The organism is Cryobacterium aureum (genome assembly GCF_002954245.1).
Classification (GTDB): domain Bacteria; phylum Actinomycetota; class Actinomycetes; order Actinomycetales; family Microbacteriaceae; genus Cryobacterium; species Cryobacterium aureum.
In genome coordinates this window covers 23,160-37,655 of the sequence record NZ_PPTG01000009.1, presented here as the reverse complement: position 1 = coordinate 37,655, position 14,496 = coordinate 23,160, and the positions used below count along the sequence as shown (strand labels likewise).

Annotated in this window: 13 protein-coding genes; 11 read left to right on the top strand and 2 right to left on the bottom strand. The window is 65.7% G+C overall.

Annotation, left to right across the window (positions count from 1 at the left end; translation table 11 throughout):
* Position 1 precedes the first annotated feature (1 nt).
* The 6 genes from CJ028_RS03160 to era all read left to right on the top strand — a co-directional run bounded on the left by CJ028_RS03160 (position 2) and on the right by era (position 4,957).
* Positions 2-742 carry a 16S rRNA (uracil(1498)-N(3))-methyltransferase gene (locus CJ028_RS03160; RefSeq protein WP_105033837.1) on the top strand — a complete coding sequence of 247 codons (741 nt, stop codon included), beginning with the start codon at positions 2-4 and terminating at the stop codon, positions 740-742.
* Between the two features lie 83 nt (positions 743-825).
* On the top strand, positions 826-1,203 hold the full coding sequence (locus CJ028_RS03155) for an HIT domain-containing protein (protein ID WP_105033836.1): 378 nt from the start codon (positions 826-828) through the stop codon (positions 1,201-1,203).
* Between the two features lie 28 nt (positions 1,204-1,231).
* Complete coding sequence (locus CJ028_RS03150) at positions 1,232-2,245, top strand: PhoH family protein (RefSeq protein WP_105034203.1); 1,014 nt, start codon at positions 1,232-1,234, stop codon at positions 2,243-2,245.
* Positions 2,242-2,706, top strand: a complete 465-nt coding sequence (gene ybeY / locus CJ028_RS03145; protein WP_105033835.1) for an rRNA maturation RNase YbeY — start codon at positions 2,242-2,244, stop codon at positions 2,704-2,706. The genes CJ028_RS03150 and ybeY overlap by 4 nt, the downstream gene beginning before the upstream one ends.
* Positions 2,706-4,043 carry a hemolysin family protein gene (locus tag CJ028_RS03140; protein ID WP_105033834.1) on the top strand — a complete coding sequence of 446 codons (1,338 nt, stop codon included), beginning with the start codon at positions 2,706-2,708 and terminating at the stop codon, positions 4,041-4,043. The genes ybeY and CJ028_RS03140 overlap by 1 nt, the downstream gene beginning before the upstream one ends.
* Entirely contained in the window at positions 4,040-4,957 is a 918-nt protein-coding gene (era, locus tag CJ028_RS03135; RefSeq protein WP_105033833.1) for a GTPase Era, read from the top strand. Before CJ028_RS03140 ends, era begins: the two co-directional genes overlap by 4 nt.
* 134 nt (positions 4,958-5,091) lie before the next feature.
* Here the strand turns inward: era and CJ028_RS03130 are convergent, their stop codons facing one another.
* Complete coding sequence (locus CJ028_RS03130) at positions 5,092-6,957, bottom strand: HNH endonuclease signature motif containing protein (RefSeq protein WP_105033832.1); 1,866 nt, start codon at positions 6,955-6,957, stop codon at positions 5,092-5,094.
* A 333-nt stretch (positions 6,958-7,290) separates the two neighbouring features.
* Between CJ028_RS03130 and CJ028_RS03125 the strand changes: the two genes are divergently transcribed.
* Both CJ028_RS03125 and CJ028_RS03120 read left to right on the top strand, forming a co-directional pair.
* Positions 7,291-7,509: a hypothetical protein gene (locus CJ028_RS03125; protein WP_148666432.1), complete on the top strand. Its 219-nt coding sequence runs from the start codon at positions 7,291-7,293 to the stop codon at positions 7,507-7,509.
* 2 nt (positions 7,510-7,511) lie between these two features.
* Complete coding sequence (locus CJ028_RS03120; RefSeq protein WP_105033830.1) at positions 7,512-8,909, top strand: MFS transporter; 1,398 nt, start codon at positions 7,512-7,514, stop codon at positions 8,907-8,909.
* Positions 8,910-8,934: 25 nt separating this feature from the next.
* Here CJ028_RS03120 and CJ028_RS03115 read toward each other — a convergent pair whose 3' ends face one another.
* Entirely contained in the window at positions 8,935-9,783 is an 849-nt protein-coding gene (locus tag CJ028_RS03115; protein ID WP_105033829.1) for a GNAT family N-acetyltransferase, read from the bottom strand.
* 22 nt (positions 9,784-9,805) lie between these two features.
* Here CJ028_RS03115 and CJ028_RS03110 point away from each other — a divergent pair, with 22 nt between their 5' ends.
* From CJ028_RS03110 to CJ028_RS03100, 3 genes are read left to right on the top strand one after another with little or no spacing between them, the layout of a single operon-like run.
* On the top strand, positions 9,806-10,402 hold the full coding sequence (locus CJ028_RS03110; protein ID WP_129590364.1) for a DUF2975 domain-containing protein: 597 nt from the start codon (positions 9,806-9,808) through the stop codon (positions 10,400-10,402).
* Positions 10,402-10,650 carry a helix-turn-helix domain-containing protein gene (locus CJ028_RS03105; RefSeq protein WP_105033827.1) on the top strand — a complete coding sequence of 83 codons (249 nt, stop codon included), beginning with the start codon at positions 10,402-10,404 and terminating at the stop codon, positions 10,648-10,650. The genes CJ028_RS03110 and CJ028_RS03105 overlap by 1 nt, the downstream gene beginning before the upstream one ends.
* The gene (locus tag CJ028_RS03100) at positions 10,647-14,414 is read left to right on the top strand and encodes an SCO7613 C-terminal domain-containing membrane protein (RefSeq protein ID WP_105033826.1); all 3,768 of its coding nucleotides are present in this window, start codon (positions 10,647-10,649) and stop codon (positions 14,412-14,414) included. The genes CJ028_RS03105 and CJ028_RS03100 overlap by 4 nt, the downstream gene beginning before the upstream one ends.
* The last annotated feature ends 82 nt before the right edge of the window (positions 14,415-14,496 follow it).

The window sequence follows — 14,496 nt, the reverse complement described above, 5'->3', positions numbered from 1 at the left end:
AGTGGCACATTTCTACCTGCAGGAAACGCTCCGGGCGGAAGAGTGCCGCCCGGGGCAGGTCGTGACCGTTGACGGCGCCGAGGCGCGGCACGCAGTCACGGTGAGCCGGGTTCGCCCAGGGGACCGGCTCCGCCTGGGTAATGGGGCCGGGTTGCTGCTGGAGGGAGCGGTGCTCACGGCGGAGGCTATGGTGTTGACCCTGCGCGTGGATGACGCGAGCGAGACGGCGGCGGCGACGCCGCGCATCCGCTTGGTGCAGGCCCTGGCCAAGGGCGACCGTGACGAGCTGGCTATTCAGGCCGCCACCGAACTCGGCGTCGACGGTGTCATTCCGTGGGCCGCCGCGCGGTCCATCACCAAGTGGGAGGGCCCGAAGATCGCCAAGGGTCACGAACGCTGGACCAGCATCGTGCGCGAGGCCAGCAAGCAATCCATTCGGGCCTGGCTGCCGGGCGTCGCGCCGCTCGCCAGTACCAAGCAACTGGCCGTGCTAGCTGCCACCACGCGGATGCTGCTGCTCGACCCGGCCGCTTCCGGACGCCTCACCGAGGTGGCCGCGCCCACCGACGACCGCGACATTCTGCTCGTCGTCGGACCAGAGGGCGGCATTTCCCCGGCAGAACTGCTGCTGCTGGAGCAGGCCGGAGCCAGAGCGGTGCGCCTCGGCGACACCGTGCTGCGTACGTCAACCGCCGGACCAGCCGCCCTCGCCATCCTCAACGCGACGCTCGGCCGCTGGTAGCGCCTAGCGTTGGTAGTGCCTGGCGTTGGTAGTGCCTGGCGTTGGTAGTGCCTGGCGCTGGCAGCGCCGCTTAAGATAGAGGCATGTCTTCTTCCGGTTCCCAGCCGTCCATTTTCAGCCGCATCGTCGCGCGTGAGATTCCAGCGACGATCGTCGCCGAAACCGAGCACATCATCGCGTTCCTCGACATCGCCCCGAAAGCTCCGGTGCATGTCGTCGTCACCACCAAAGACCCCCAGTATCAGAACGTGGCCCAGCTCGCCGCCGGAAACCCGGCCCTGCTCTCCGAACTCGTGGCCGTGGCCGCGCAGATCGCAGCGGAGCGCACCAACGGGCAGTTCCGTCTCGTCTTCAACACCGGAGCCGCCGCAGGCCAGACGGTCTTCCACGTGCACGCCCACGTTCTGGGCAGCCCGGAACTGACCGACTCGCTGGGGGAGGACTCGCTTGGCAAACTCTGAACTGCGCTTCACCGTTGACGGTGTCGCCATGGTGCGCCTGCTCGGCCCTGAAGACCGCTACCTGAGCACCATCGAGGCTGCGTACCCGAACGTTGACGTGCACGTGCGCGGCAACGACGTCACCCTCGACGGTTCGACGGACGACGTGCAAGCCGTGCGCCGGCTGATCGAGGAACTGCAACTGGCCCTTCGCACCGGCCACGACCTCGGCGAGACCGAGGTCGCCACCTCGGCACGGATGCTCGCCGCCGACAGCTCCGTCAGCCCCTCCGCCCAGCTCGGCGCCCCCATCCTCACGGCGCGGAACAAGAGTATTCGGGCTAAATCGATCGGCCAGAAGGACTACGTCGACGCCATCGACGAGAACACCATCGTGTTCGGCATTGGCCCGGCCGGAACCGGAAAAACCTACCTCGCCATGGCCAAGGCCGTGCGCGCCCTGCAGAACAAGGAGGTCGAGCGCATCATTTTGACGCGTCCGGCCGTCGAGGCCGGCGAACGGCTCGGCTTTCTGCCCGGCACCCTCACCGACAAGATCGACCCCTACCTTCGGCCGCTCTATGACGCGCTCGGTGAGATGCTGGACCCAGAACTCATTCCCAAGCTGCTCGCCGCCGGCACTATCGAGGTCGCGCCGCTCGCTTACATGCGCGGTCGCACCCTCAACGCGAGCTTCGTCGTGCTCGACGAAGCCCAGAACACCACGCCGGAACAGATGAAGATGTTCCTGACCCGCCTCGGCTTCGGGTCAAAGATGGTCATTACCGGCGACGTCACCCAGATCGACCTGCCGGCAGGCACGAGCGGTCTCAAGCTGGTCACCCGCGTGCTCGACGGGATCGACGACATCCACTTTGCTTATTTGACCAGCGCCGACGTCGTGCGCCACTCTCTCGTCGGGCGCATCGTCGACGCCTACACGGAATACGACGAAAAGAAGCAGGCCCTTCGCCAGGAGAGCGCCGAAGCGCGTGAATTTATTAATCGCGGCCCCCAGCGTGCCGGCGCCGCAGGTCGCAACCCGAAACGGAGTTCCAGTTGAGCATCGAAATCAACAACGAGTCGGCCATCCCGGTCGATGAGGCCACGATTGCGCGCCTCGCTGCCTTCGCGCTCGACACCATGCACGTGCACGCCGACGCCGAACTCGCCATCGTGCTCGTCGATGAGGGTGCCATGGAGCAACTGCACGTGCAGTGGATGGACGAGCCCGGCCCCACCGACGTGCTGAGCTTTCCAATGGATGAACTTCGCCCCGGAACCGAGGAGCAGGAGACCCCGCCTGGTCTGCTCGGCGATATCGTGCTCTGCCCGCAGGTCGCCAAGGAACAGGCTGAAACCGCCGGCCATAGTACCCTCGACGAACTGCTGCTGCTGACCACTCATGGCGTGCTGCACCTGCTCGGCTTCGACCACGCCGAACCCGACGAAGAAAAGGAGATGTTTGGCATTCAACGCGACATTCTTATCGGCTTCGCCATGCAGGAACGACAACGCCACTGATGCTCATTGCGTGGTTCATTTATGCGGCGATCATCCTGGTGGTGTTCGCCGGGCTCATGGCCGCCGTTGACGCCGCGATCACGACCCAGTCCCGGGCCGACATTGCGAGCCTGGTGCAGAATCATCGCGCTAAGCGGTCGCTCCAGGCCATCGCCGACGACACTGGCGCGCACCTGAACGCGATCAACTTCATTCGTATTACCGCCGAGACGACGGCCGCTGTGCTGGTGACGCTGGTCTTCGCCACCACCATCAACGCCCTCTGGCTGGCCCTACTGCTCTCCGCGCTCATCATGACCTCGGTCTCGTTCGTGTTAGTCGGTGCGAGCCCGCGCAGCGTCGGCCGCGCGCATCCGGTCAACTTGCTGACCGCGACCGCGCTGCTCGTACACGTCGCTCGGGTGCTGCTCGGACCCGTAGCCAACGCCCTCGTCGCCCTCGGTAACCGGGTCACGCCCGGGCGCACCAAACTCGCCACCTTCACGTCTGAAGACCAGCTGCTCAGCATGGTCGACGAGGCCACCGAGCTCGACGTGATCGAGGAAGACGACCGCGAGCTCATCCACTCCATCTTCGAATTCAGTGAGACGGTCGTGCGCGAGGTCATGATTCCGCGCACCGACATGATCACGATCGACGCCGACGCGACCATCGACGCGGCCATGGGCCTGTTCCTCCGCAGTGGCACCTCCCGCGTGCCCGTACTCGACGGTGAGGTCGACGACGTCGCCGGCATCCTGTACCTGCGCGACGTGGCACGGCTGGTGTTCGAGCGGCCGATCAACGCCCTGCAGCTCACCGTGGCCGACCTGGCCAGGCCGGCCGTCTTCGTGCCCGAGTCGAAGAAGGCCGACGACATGCTGCGGCAGATGCAGCTCGAGTCCAACCACCTCGCCATGGTCGTCGACGAGTACGGCGGAATCGCCGGACTGGTCACCCTCGAAGACCTGATCGAGGAACTCGTCGGCGATATCTCCGACGAGTACGACCGCGACGTGGTCGAGGTCGAAGACCTCGGCGACGGGCAATTTCGGGTGAGCGCCCGCTTACCGGTCGACGAGCTGGGCGAGCTGTTCGACCTCGAACTCGACGACGATGATGTCGACTCAGTGGGTGGTCTGCTGGCCAAAGCCCTCGGACGGTTGCCCGTGGCCGGGTCGGTCGCCTCGGTGAGCGGGTTGAACCTCACCGCAGAGCGCACCGAAGGCCGCCGCAAGCGCATCAGCACGGTGCTGGTGGAGCGCGATGCGGCCCTGATCGATGCACAGACCGCATTCCTCACGGTACCGACGAGTACCCCAAAAACAGTGTCAGATGATGAAGGAGAACGGTCATGACCGCAGCAATCGAGGCGCACCCCGCCGACTACCGGGCGGGATTCGTCTCGTTTGTCGGACGCCCCAACGTGGGCAAATCAACGCTGACGAACGCGCTGGTGGGGGAGAAGGTCGCGATCACCTCCTCGAAGCCGCAAACCACCCGCCGAGCCATTCGCGGCATCGTGCACCAGAAAAACGGCCAGCTTATTTTGGTGGATACCCCCGGCATCCACCGCCCGCGCACCCTGCTCGGTGAGCGCCTCAACAGCCTCGTCACCGCCACCCTGGCCGGCGTCGACGTGATCGGCCTGTGCATTCCGGCCAACGAGCCGATCGGCCCGGGCGACAAGTTCATCAACGAACAACTGGATGCCTTTCCGCGCGCCAAAAAGGTCGCCATCGTCACCAAGATCGATGCGTCTTCCAAAACTAACGTTGCCAACCAGCTGCTGGCAGTTTCACAGTTGCGGGACTGGGAGGCGATTGTGCCGATCTCCTCGACCAGCCGCATCCAGCTCGACACCCTGGCCACCGAGCTGCTGCGCCTGCTGCCGCACGCTGATGCCCCGCTCTATCCGGCCGATGCCGTCACCGACGAGACCCTCGAGTCGCGCATTTCGGAGTTCATTCGCGAGGCGGCCCTCGAGGGAGTCACCGACGAGCTGCCGCACTCCATCGCCGTGACCATCGACGACATCATCGAGCGCGATGACCAAGAACTGGTCGAGATCTACGCCAACCTGTTTGTCGAGCGCGACAGCCAGAAGGGCATCATCATCGGCAAGTCCGGCAGCCGGCTCAAGGATGTCGGCACCCGCGCCCGCAAGCAGATCGAACCGCTCGTCGGCAAGCGCGTGTTCCTGTCACTTCGGGTCAAGATCGCCAAGGAATGGCAGCGCGACCCGAAGCAGCTCGGTCGTCTCGGCTTCTAACAGCTCTTCGGTAGCCGTCAGTACCGCGCTGGTCGAGGCGCGAGGAACGAGGAACGAGACCGCACCCACCCGCGTCATGCCCGGCTGGCAGCGGCACCAGTGGCAGGATGCCGGGCACCGGACACCGTGAAAGTTCAGTTTCGGTCGTCGTGCGGACGGCCGGGTGTGGGGTCGTCTCCGTCCCGTTGGTCGAGCTGGTCGAGACCGCCATCCCGTGACGGGTGGCTGTCTGCGGTGTCTGCCCCGGGGGGCGTCGGTAGAAGCTGGTCGAGCGGGAGGTGTTCGGCCATGAGTGGATTCTTGCTGGGTAGGGCGATCAGCGTTTGTTCGGGGTCGATTTCGATCGGGGGTTGTAGCCAGTACTGGTCGTTCTGGAGGTGGATCGTCCAGTGTCGGTTGTGCAGCAGCATGTGATGGTGTGCACACAGTGAGATGGCGAAATTGATGTTGGAAGTCCCCTGATCAGACCACATTTTTATATGGTGAGCTTCTGTCCACGATGGTGGTTGGTCGCAGCCGGGCCAGCGGCATCCGCCGTCGCGCGCGGCGAGGGCTCGGCGTTGTTCACGGTTGAAGAGACGTTCGTCTCGTCCGACGTTGAGGGGTTGCCCGGACTGACTGAACAGGATTCCGAGGTAGCCGGTGTCGCAGAGGTGCCGGTCGATCGTCTCCGCGGACACCGGAGCGGGGTTACCCTCGAGGTAGCCGAAGGCTGATGTGGCGCTTCGGCTCCCGGAAGTGCCGCTCTGCGTCGTGCCGCTTTCCGTGGTTTCAGCCGCAGGGGCCGGGCCAGTGCGGGCCGGGCCAGCTATCGAGCCGGCTGTCGGGCTGGCTGTCGGTGCCGCTGTTGTGTCGGCTGCTGGGTCAGCAATGGTGGTGGGGCGGTCGGGTTCGGTGACGATGATCTGCACGACCGGGCGGCGTCCGCCGAACATGGTGTTCGGGTCGGCGTCGGCGCCGAGTTTGAGCAGTTGGGTGAAGGAATCCGCGGCGATTTGGTCGAGGGTGCGCGGGTCGTCCTTGACGCGCTGTGCCCAAGCGGCGCGTTCGGGGTCGACGAACCGCACTCCGCCGCGCCGCGGGCTGGTCAGGGCGTCGTAGGTTGCCATCCACATTTCGCCCTGCTCGGGTGCCAACAGGGCGTGCAGGGTCACCATGCCGTCGGCTCGCCGCCACAACGACCAGGTAGTGTCGTCGCGGGCCTGCTTTTCCCTGGCCTTGATGCCTGCGGCGTCGAGGTCGTCGCGCATTCGCCGCGCCCGCTTGTAGGCCTGCTCGGTGTGCATGCCTGGTACCTCGACCAGCAACACTCGGAGAGCGGCGGCGAGTTTCTCGGCGGTGATGGCCTGATCCAGTGTGCCCAGACCTCGCAGCAGGGCGTCGCCGACGCCGGGCGAGAATGTGCCGGCGGTGACAGCGTGCAGAATCGGTGCCTGCCACGGCACCACCACCGGCTCCACCGGACCCACGGTTGCCATGGGTAGTACCGGGCGGGGCGCGGCCACGGGCAGTGGCGGCAAGTCGGGGTGCAGCGTCGCCCACGCCGCCGCGCGCTCCGCCTCTCGAACGGCGTCCAGCTCGGCGGCGCGCTCGGCGTCCGCGAGGGCGTCGGCGGTCGCCTGCGCGACCCGCTCGGCTTCCCGAACGGCTTCTTCCGCCCGTCGTTCCGCGGTTTCGGTTTCGTTCATGAGGACGCCGACGGCCAGCAGTCGGCCGGCCTCCATACGGCTCAGTCCGGTGGCGTCTTGCACCATCAGCGTCGGGGTGCTAAACCCGTGCCGGGCGGCCAGGCCCGACTGGCCCAACTCCGGGCGGGACCGGTGCGCGATCGTGCCGGCCAGAAGGGCCGCCGCCGTGTTGCTCAGTCGCAGGAGGTCGGCGATCGGACCGCGAGCGGCGAGTACCTGCGCATCTGTCAGAGTGCTGAACTGAGCGCTGGAACTACCGAGCGCGGCGACGGCCGCTACTGCCCGGGTGAGCTCCATCGCCATGATGTTCATGATTCAACTCAACACCCGACCACCGACATTCCCGAGGAAAAATCACGCCTATATGCCCGAAATCGACCGAATCCGGCAAAGAATACCCAAAGAAATGTTTTGAGAACCGGCACGTCCCCGGAGAGGGCCGTGCTGGAAGCTCCCGCACCGGCCTGCTGCATGAAAGTACGCACCCGAGATCGCTATTGCACGGTCGTCCGTGACACGTTGAGACGGCGGGCGACGTCCGGGTTGCAGTAGCCTGCGAGGGCGGGCACGATCGATCTGGGGGGGATAAACGTGATGGCACGGAAGCCTTTCGGCGATATGTCGCCCGTCACGTATCGAAGCCCATTGCGCAAGATGCTCATGCTGCGTCAGCTGAGAAATCTGCTGCATTGGGTGCAATCCGCCGCTGATTCGGACGGCCCGCTTCCAGTGCTGATCGATGGACACCAGGCGCGGAATGCGCTTGAGCGCGTACTGCTGAGCGAGAACGATTCGCGAGCGGCCTACGACCGCGAGTTGATTGCGCTCGAAATTCGGTCTGCGCGGCCTCGAGCGGCGCAGTAGGCATGCCGGTCCCCGGTGATCGAAATGGTCCACCTGGGCGGAGCGCCGTCCGCGCTGGCCTCTTAGCTGCGGCGCTCCTGGCGTTGGAGCTCGTGGCAGGCATGCAGGCCTACCTTCTGAATACGGTCATGCCCGTCATCGGGACCGACCTCGACGCGAAGGACTTCTACGGAGTAATCGTCGGATCGGCGCAGATCGCCATGTTCCTGACGATGCCCCTCGGCCCCTATCTGCTGCAGCGCTTCCGAGTGGATCAGCTGCTTCTGCACCTGAGTTGGCTTACGGTCATCGGCAGCATCATCAGTGCGTTGGCTCCTACCGTGGGCGTATTTGTGATTGGTCGGGTCGCCTCCGGTCTTGGCGCCGGAGCGTTGGCAACGGTGTCGTTGGCGGCGATCGTATCGGTCCTGCCCGCGGGTTGGCGGCGGGCGGTGCTGGCCGGCTACAACGTCATGTGGGTGCTCGCCTCGCTAGCCGGGCCCCTGTACGCCGCGTGGGTGACGTCTGTGTCGAGCTGGCGATGGGCGCTCGTTCTCTACCTTCCGCTCTTAATTGCGGCTCGAATCGTCGCAGCACGGCAGCTGAGGGGGTCGATGCAGTCCGGTGGCGATCGGGAGCGGCTGACGCTCGGATCCGCCTTCGTGCTGGCTGGGGGAGTGGCGTTGCCATCCCTCGTTGGCCTGCGGGGCCTGCCCGTGTCCGGTGGGATCGTCGTGGGAGTTGTCGGCGTTGCGGCGGTGGTTGTGGCTGCACGTCGGCTGCTCCCGTCGGGGACGCTTTGCGCGCGAGTCGGGCGTCCGGCCGCGCTTGCGACCATGGGACTCCTGACCGGCGTGTACTTCGGCGCCCAGGCGATCATGTCGATCATTGTTCAAGATCTGCTACACGGCACAACCGGGCAGGCTGCGCTCGTTCTCGCCGGCAGTGGGATGGGGTGGGCATTTGCGGGGCTCGCCGCGAGCCGATGGCCATCGCGGAGCCCGCGAGCGTACGTGCGCCGCGCGGCGGTCGGCGGCTCCCTCATCGGCACCGGCCTGCTCGTCACGGCAGTCGCGCTGCTCGTCGATGGCACGGCGCCGCGTGTCACGGTTGTGTTGGTTGGATGGTCGATCGCTGGTGTCGGAATGGGGTTGACCTACCTCGACACCCTGAACAAGATCGTGGATGTGCCGCAGCACGTGGACGGCGTCTCAGTGCCGCGCGCCGCCACGGCGATGATCCTGGTCGAGGCTATTGCAACAGCGGTGGCCGCCACGTTGGCGAGCGCTGTCGTCGGGCGAACCGTCGCGCAGAGCGGAGGCACGGACCCGGCCGTGGTCGTTTTGGTGTTGACCGTCATGGGCGCGGCTTCGGTGGTCTGGCTTGCTCGCCGCGCTGTGGCGACCGACGCAGCACCCTGATCGCGAGTTCGTCGCAGCCGCGATCCTATCCACGCGTTGCTGACGGCTCTGCCGGCGACCAGGAGCCTCTTACTTCGTCGCTGGTCGTACTTTTCACGCGCCAGGCCGTGCGTTCGACGATGGTGAATCCCAATCTGGCCAGGTTTCGAACGCTCGGTGATCTGGGAGCCGCGGTGGACGCAGCCAGTGGACAGCCGAAAGCTCTTGCGACGCGGATTCGGTGCCCGAGGAGGGCGCTTTGGGCTCCAGCGCCTCGTGCTGCCGGGAGTGTGGACGCCCCGCCGAGCACCGCGACGGCACTTTGCACGGACATGGCCGCAGCGGCGAGGGGCTCGCCGTTACGGAAAGGGATGAATGCTCGAACCATCGGAAGGGCGTGTTCCGTTCGGATCAGCGATCGCACGTTGTCCGTTGCCGCGTACCCAGCGTCGAGTAGGTCCGCGAAGAGTGCTGCATCCGGGGCGGAAGAGACTTCGCGTATCTCCCACTGGTTCCGGTCCGCGCCGTCCGGGCGGATTGCTCCCACACGCAGGACGGCAATGGGACGCACGGGGGCGAGCTCGTAACCCTGGTCGAGCATCCGGTCGTTGAGCGTCTGCGACGGCGATGTTGCGATGATGGTTATTTGGTGTCGGTTCGCGAATCGGTTCAGAACCTCAGGCAGGTGCTCGACGGAATGTTCGTTCAGGCCCTCGACAGTGTTGAGAAATCCGTATTGATCGGCCGTTGCGATGCTCGCCCGCAGGCCGCCCAGGCGGAATGATTCGAACGCGCCCGGTAACCCTCCGGCCGCCGCCGCATCCAGGGCTAACGACTTACGCTCGAAAACAGCCAGCTCAGCGTCGTGAACAGGGTCCTCGACGGTATCCGGCATCTCTGAAGCCTAGGGGCTGTGCGTGCGCACGCTGTCCCGGCGGCGAATTTCGGTCGCGGAGTATGCCCGTGCTCGTGTCGCTCGCAAGAATGTGTGTATATTGTTTATCGATAGATTAACACCGATAAACGATAGGATTCACATGCATCGCTCGGCGATCGTCACCCTGAAAACACTCATCTTCGTGCTGATCGCACTGCTTCTGGCGTGCCAGGTCTTCGTTATCCCCGCGGTCGCGCAGCAGATGGTCGAAAAATCCCCCCAACTCGCCTATCTCCAGGCGCCCGGGATCGTTGTCACCGTGGGGTTCGTGGTCTGCGTGCAGGTCGCGCTCGTCTGCGTCTGGCGCCTGCTGTCGCTGGTGCGGGCATCCATTCTCTTCAGAGACAATTCGTTCACGTATGTCAACATCGTCCTCGGCATAGTCGGCTTAGCGACCCTCCTCATTCTCGGATCGTTCATCACCCTGGCGGTCGTTGGTGTTGCATCGCCTTCTGTCATCATGCTGTGCTCGCTCGGAATCGTCGTCGGCTCGGGACTCACGTTGATGATCGTGGTGATGCGAGGGCTCCTCCGGCAGGCTTCCCAACTTGAACGCGACCTGGCGGAAGTGGTCTGATGCCCATCGTGATCAACCTCGACGTCGAACTCGCCAAGAAGAAGATGTCCGTGGCCGACTTCGCTGCCGCGATCGACATCACCCCGGCGAATGTCTCCGTGCTCAAAAACGGCCGGGCGAAGGCCGTGCGCTTCTCCACCCTCGACGCCATCTGCCGCGTGCTCGAATGCCAGCCCGGCGACATTTTTAGGTGGGTGCCCGAAGATACGGCCGCCACGGAAGCAAAGAGCACGGTGACGGGGGCATGAGCATGCCACGCACTGTGAAGTCCTGGAACGACGTCGCAATTCGACACTTGCTCGACCGCAAGTCGTGCCCGGTCTGCGGGATCCCGCTGCCCTATAGCCCGTGCCGCAACTGCGGCGCCGAACTGGTTGGCGATCTGGCCGCCGAGCTCTGGGCCACCTCGGAGGTGGCTGCCGCGGCGCTCGTTGCACGGCAAGAGGCGCTCGTTCGCGTCGCGGTCCCCACTCCGGCGACCGAAGCCAACGTGGTAGTGCCGAAAGAGAGTGTACAGCGGATGCGTGCGCGACCCGACGCGAGCGCGGCGATCACGGCCGGACCGCGATCGAGCGCGACGGTGCAGTCCGTGCTGGCCATCGCTGGCGCTGGACTGTTCGCCGTCTCCGCGGTCGTCTTCACCTTCTTCAACCCCGACCTCAAAGATCACGCCCTGCGCAGCGTGATCGTCGGGCTGATCACCATCTTCTTCCTTGGCGGCGCGTGGCTGCTGGCCCGCCACAAGCTGCAATTCTCGGCCGAAGCCGTCGGCGGCCTCGGGATGGTCTTCGTCGCCCTCGACGTCTACGCGTTCTCGGAACTGGCGCCCAGCGGAGTTAGCCCGTGGGTGCTCGCCGCCGCCGGAACACTCGTCAGCGGCGGCGTCATGGTCAGGGTGTCGACGCTCGCGCGCATTCGCGGCTGGCTCTGGATCTCGCTCGCCGGGCTCACTCTCGCTCCGGCGATGCTGGGCTACGCGGGGCAAACCACCCTGTTGGCGACCCTGGGTCACCTCGGAGTGGCGTTCGCGGCGCTCGCCTTAATCGGAACCACACCCGCTCTGGCGCAGCGGTTTGATGGGCGCCTCCGGTTCGAACGGATGACGCTCGCGGCGATTCAGATCGTCGCGACCGGCATCCTGCTGGCCCAGCTCGGGTTCATCGAGTTCACCACCACAACCGAATACTGGCTGACGATCACCGCCGTGCTGACCGGAGTTACCGTGCTCGCCCTGCTCGCGACCCGGCAGATCGCCACGATTTTCTGGAGCGCCGCCACCGGTGCTGCCGCGATGGCCGCCGCCGTCAGCTTGCCGTTCGCACTCGACCTCGGCGCGCACGGCGCGCACGAGTGGTACCAGGCCGTCGCCCCTGCAGCAGGGGCCGCCGCACTTCTCCTTCTCCAGGCGTGTGCTCCGAGAGCGCGCGCCCTCGACCAGCGAGCAGTCCTGGGAGGTGCATTCGCCATTGCCGGTGTGAGTGTGTTTCCGGCCGTTCTCCTCGCCGTGCTCATCGGGGCTGTGACGGTGCTCACATCCCTCAGCGGCTCAGACAGCGGCGCGAGCGACCTCATGCCCCCGCACGGTTTTCTCGCCGTTGTGCTCGGCCTGGGCGCCATGTCCGCCGGACTCGGCGCATTCTCAGCAATAACCAGGCGCCGTAGCGCCCGCAGAACGGATGCCGCTGCGCTCGATAGCGCTTCCCCCAAGTTGGCAGCGTGCACCGGCTCGATTGCGATCTGGCTCGCCGCCCTGGCCGGGCTAGTGTTTGCCTGTCAGCCCATCTTGCCGCTCTGGTCGCGCATCGCGGTAGCCCTGGGCTTGGCCGTGCTGGCCAGCCGTGCGCTCGTCGCCGTTCCGCGCCTGCGGAATGCCTCCCTGATGATGCGGGCACCACTCGTGCTGGGCGTCCATTTCGCGGTGTTGCTGGCCATCGTCTGCTCGGTGGCCGATGATGGTGTCACCGTCTGGGCTGGCATCGCTATCGTCGCCACCATTGCGGTTGTCACGCAAACAGTGCCCACCACGATGCGGTTTCTGCACGTCGGCGCTGGATACGCCTACGCGCTGGTCATCTTCGCGATTGCTCTCGACCAGCTGGGCTTTGGCACCATCGCCGTGCTCTGCCTCACGACATCGCTTGGCTCGATCGGTGCGATTGCCGCGACCTTCCTCCGAATGGTTGGGCCTCCGGCGTGGTACGCGATCCTGGTTGTGACGTCGGTACCGTTCATGATCGGCGTTGCGCAGGTTCTCTTCGAGCGCAGCGGCTGGACAGCTCTCTCGACCGCCCTCATCTTTCTGTTGGCACTAACCCTGCTGAATACTCGACGCGCAGGCCTCGGCATTGTGCTCCGCACGATCGCGGCCGGCCTGCTCGTTCCCGCACTCGCCGTCGTGGTGATTTGCCTCGGCGCGCAGGTGCTCCCCGGCAGCGCGTCTCCGGTGACACTGCCGGTGATCGCGGCCATTGTCGCCATCGTGCTTCCCAGCACCGTCCGGATCGGCAGGATGCTGAGCCAGCGGGGGATTGCTGCTCGGGACGCCGCAGCTGCCCGAATCGCGATTGAGGCCTCCACACTTCTGACCGCGGCGATCGCGGTCGTGCTGGCACTCGTGCGCGTCGCTGCCGGGCTGCCGACGACCTTCATCGTGCTAGTCATCCTCGGGCTCGGCGCGGCAGCAACAGCATTCTGGGCCAAGCGCCCCTACGGCTGGTGGGTCGCCGCCGCCTCATTCACCGGCGCACTCTGGTGTCTGTGGGCCCTCGCCGGAATCAGCGCGCTCGAACCATACCTGCTGCCGCCGGCCCTGGCCGCAGCGCTTGTCGGCCTGATCCTCACGGCACGCGGTTCCCGCGCGGTGCCGCTCTACGCGATGGGTCTCGTGGTGGCCATCGCACCGATCCTGGTGATTCTGGCGGTCTCCGGCACCGGAACAGCCGCGCTGGCCGCGTGGCGTGGCTATGGACTCATCGCCGCCGCCTGGCTCTTGCTCGGCCTCGGAGTACTGCTCGGCTGGGGCCGGGGCTGGTCCGCCAGTGCCGGACTGCTCCGAGTGCTGCAGGTGCCAACCCTGGGTGTGGCGATAGCCGCCGGGGCTGCCGGTGCCATCCAGGGCGTGAGATTCGGGCTGGGTGCCGACACCATCATGGCCGGCGGGGTGCCTCTCGTGCTGGTCTGCTTCGGAATCGGGCTGGCGGGCGCGCTGCCTGCTACCCTCGCGGCGCGCGCGATCCGCTCGAGCGCCACCGAAGGGTCACGGCTTGCCCGCACTCGTTGGTTGTATGCGCCGCCCGCCGTGTACGTCGCGGTCGCCAGTTGGAGCGCGATCGAGCGCGATTGGTTCACGATCTGGATGATGTGGTCACTCATGCTCGCGTACCTAGTGACCGTCGTCGTCATCGCCTGGCACCTGCGCACCCACTCGACCAGCCTGCCACCGGTCTGGTTCATCGTTGCGATCGCCTTCGTTACCTCGATTGTGGCGTGGAGTCCACGAGATCTGCGGGTCGAGTGGTTCTCGTTGCCCCTTGGCATCTTCCTGCTGGCGGCTGGCGCCATGGTCATGCACGGTGCTCGAATGCCCGTCGCTAGCATCCATCCAGACACCGACCGCACCCGTGCCATTGCAATCAACACCTGGCCGATGGGCTGGACCGGTTCGTGGCCCCTTCTCGCCCCCGGCATCGTGACCCTGCTGCTGGCGTCGGTCACGGCGACCTTCACCGACCCACAGACCTGGCGGGCGATCCTCGTGATCATCATCGCGCTCGTCGCCATTCTGATCGGGTCGAGTCGGCGGCTCGCGGCCCCGTTCCTGATCGGAATCATCGTGCTTCCGCTTGAGAACGTTCTCGTCTTCCTGGTGCAGATCGGTCGGGGGATCGAGTCAATGCCGTGGTGGATCACCTTGGCCGTCGTCGGTGCCGTGCTTCTCATCATTGCCGTCACGTATGAGCGCCGAGCGGGTGAAGAGAACAGCATCACCGATCGGCTGCGAGACTTGCGCTAACAGTTGGTTGGGCGACGCTCAGCCAGCAACCGAGGGCCGACTGTTGGGGAGTCGCCGCGCCTGTCCCGCGACCGACGGGCCC

Bases quoted from the DNA above. Each gene is read 5' to 3' on its own strand.
- CJ028_RS03140 (WP_105033834.1), top strand. From the start codon at position 2,706: ATGCTCATTGCGTGGTTCATTTATGCGGCGATCATCCTGGTGGTGTTC.
- CJ028_RS03155 (WP_105033836.1), top strand. From the start codon at position 826: ATGTCTTCTTCCGGTTCCCAGCCGTCCATTTTCAGCCGCATCGTCGCG.
- CJ028_RS03100 (WP_105033826.1), top strand. From the start codon at position 10,647: ATGAGCATGCCACGCACTGTGAAGTCCTGGAACGACGTCGCAATTCGA.
- CJ028_RS03115 (WP_105033829.1), bottom strand. From the start codon at position 9,783: ATGCCGGATACCGTCGAGGACCCTGTTCACGACGCTGAGCTGGCTGTT.
- CJ028_RS03105 (WP_105033827.1), top strand. From the start codon at position 10,402: ATGCCCATCGTGATCAACCTCGACGTCGAACTCGCCAAGAAGAAGATG.
- CJ028_RS03130 (WP_105033832.1), bottom strand. From the start codon at position 6,957: ATGAACATCATGGCGATGGAGCTCACCCGGGCAGTAGCGGCCGTCGCC.
- era (WP_105033833.1), top strand. From the start codon at position 4,040: ATGACCGCAGCAATCGAGGCGCACCCCGCCGACTACCGGGCGGGATTC.
- CJ028_RS03150 (WP_105034203.1), top strand. From the start codon at position 1,232: ATGGTGCGCCTGCTCGGCCCTGAAGACCGCTACCTGAGCACCATCGAG.
- CJ028_RS03120 (WP_105033830.1), top strand. From the start codon at position 7,512: ATGCCGGTCCCCGGTGATCGAAATGGTCCACCTGGGCGGAGCGCCGTC.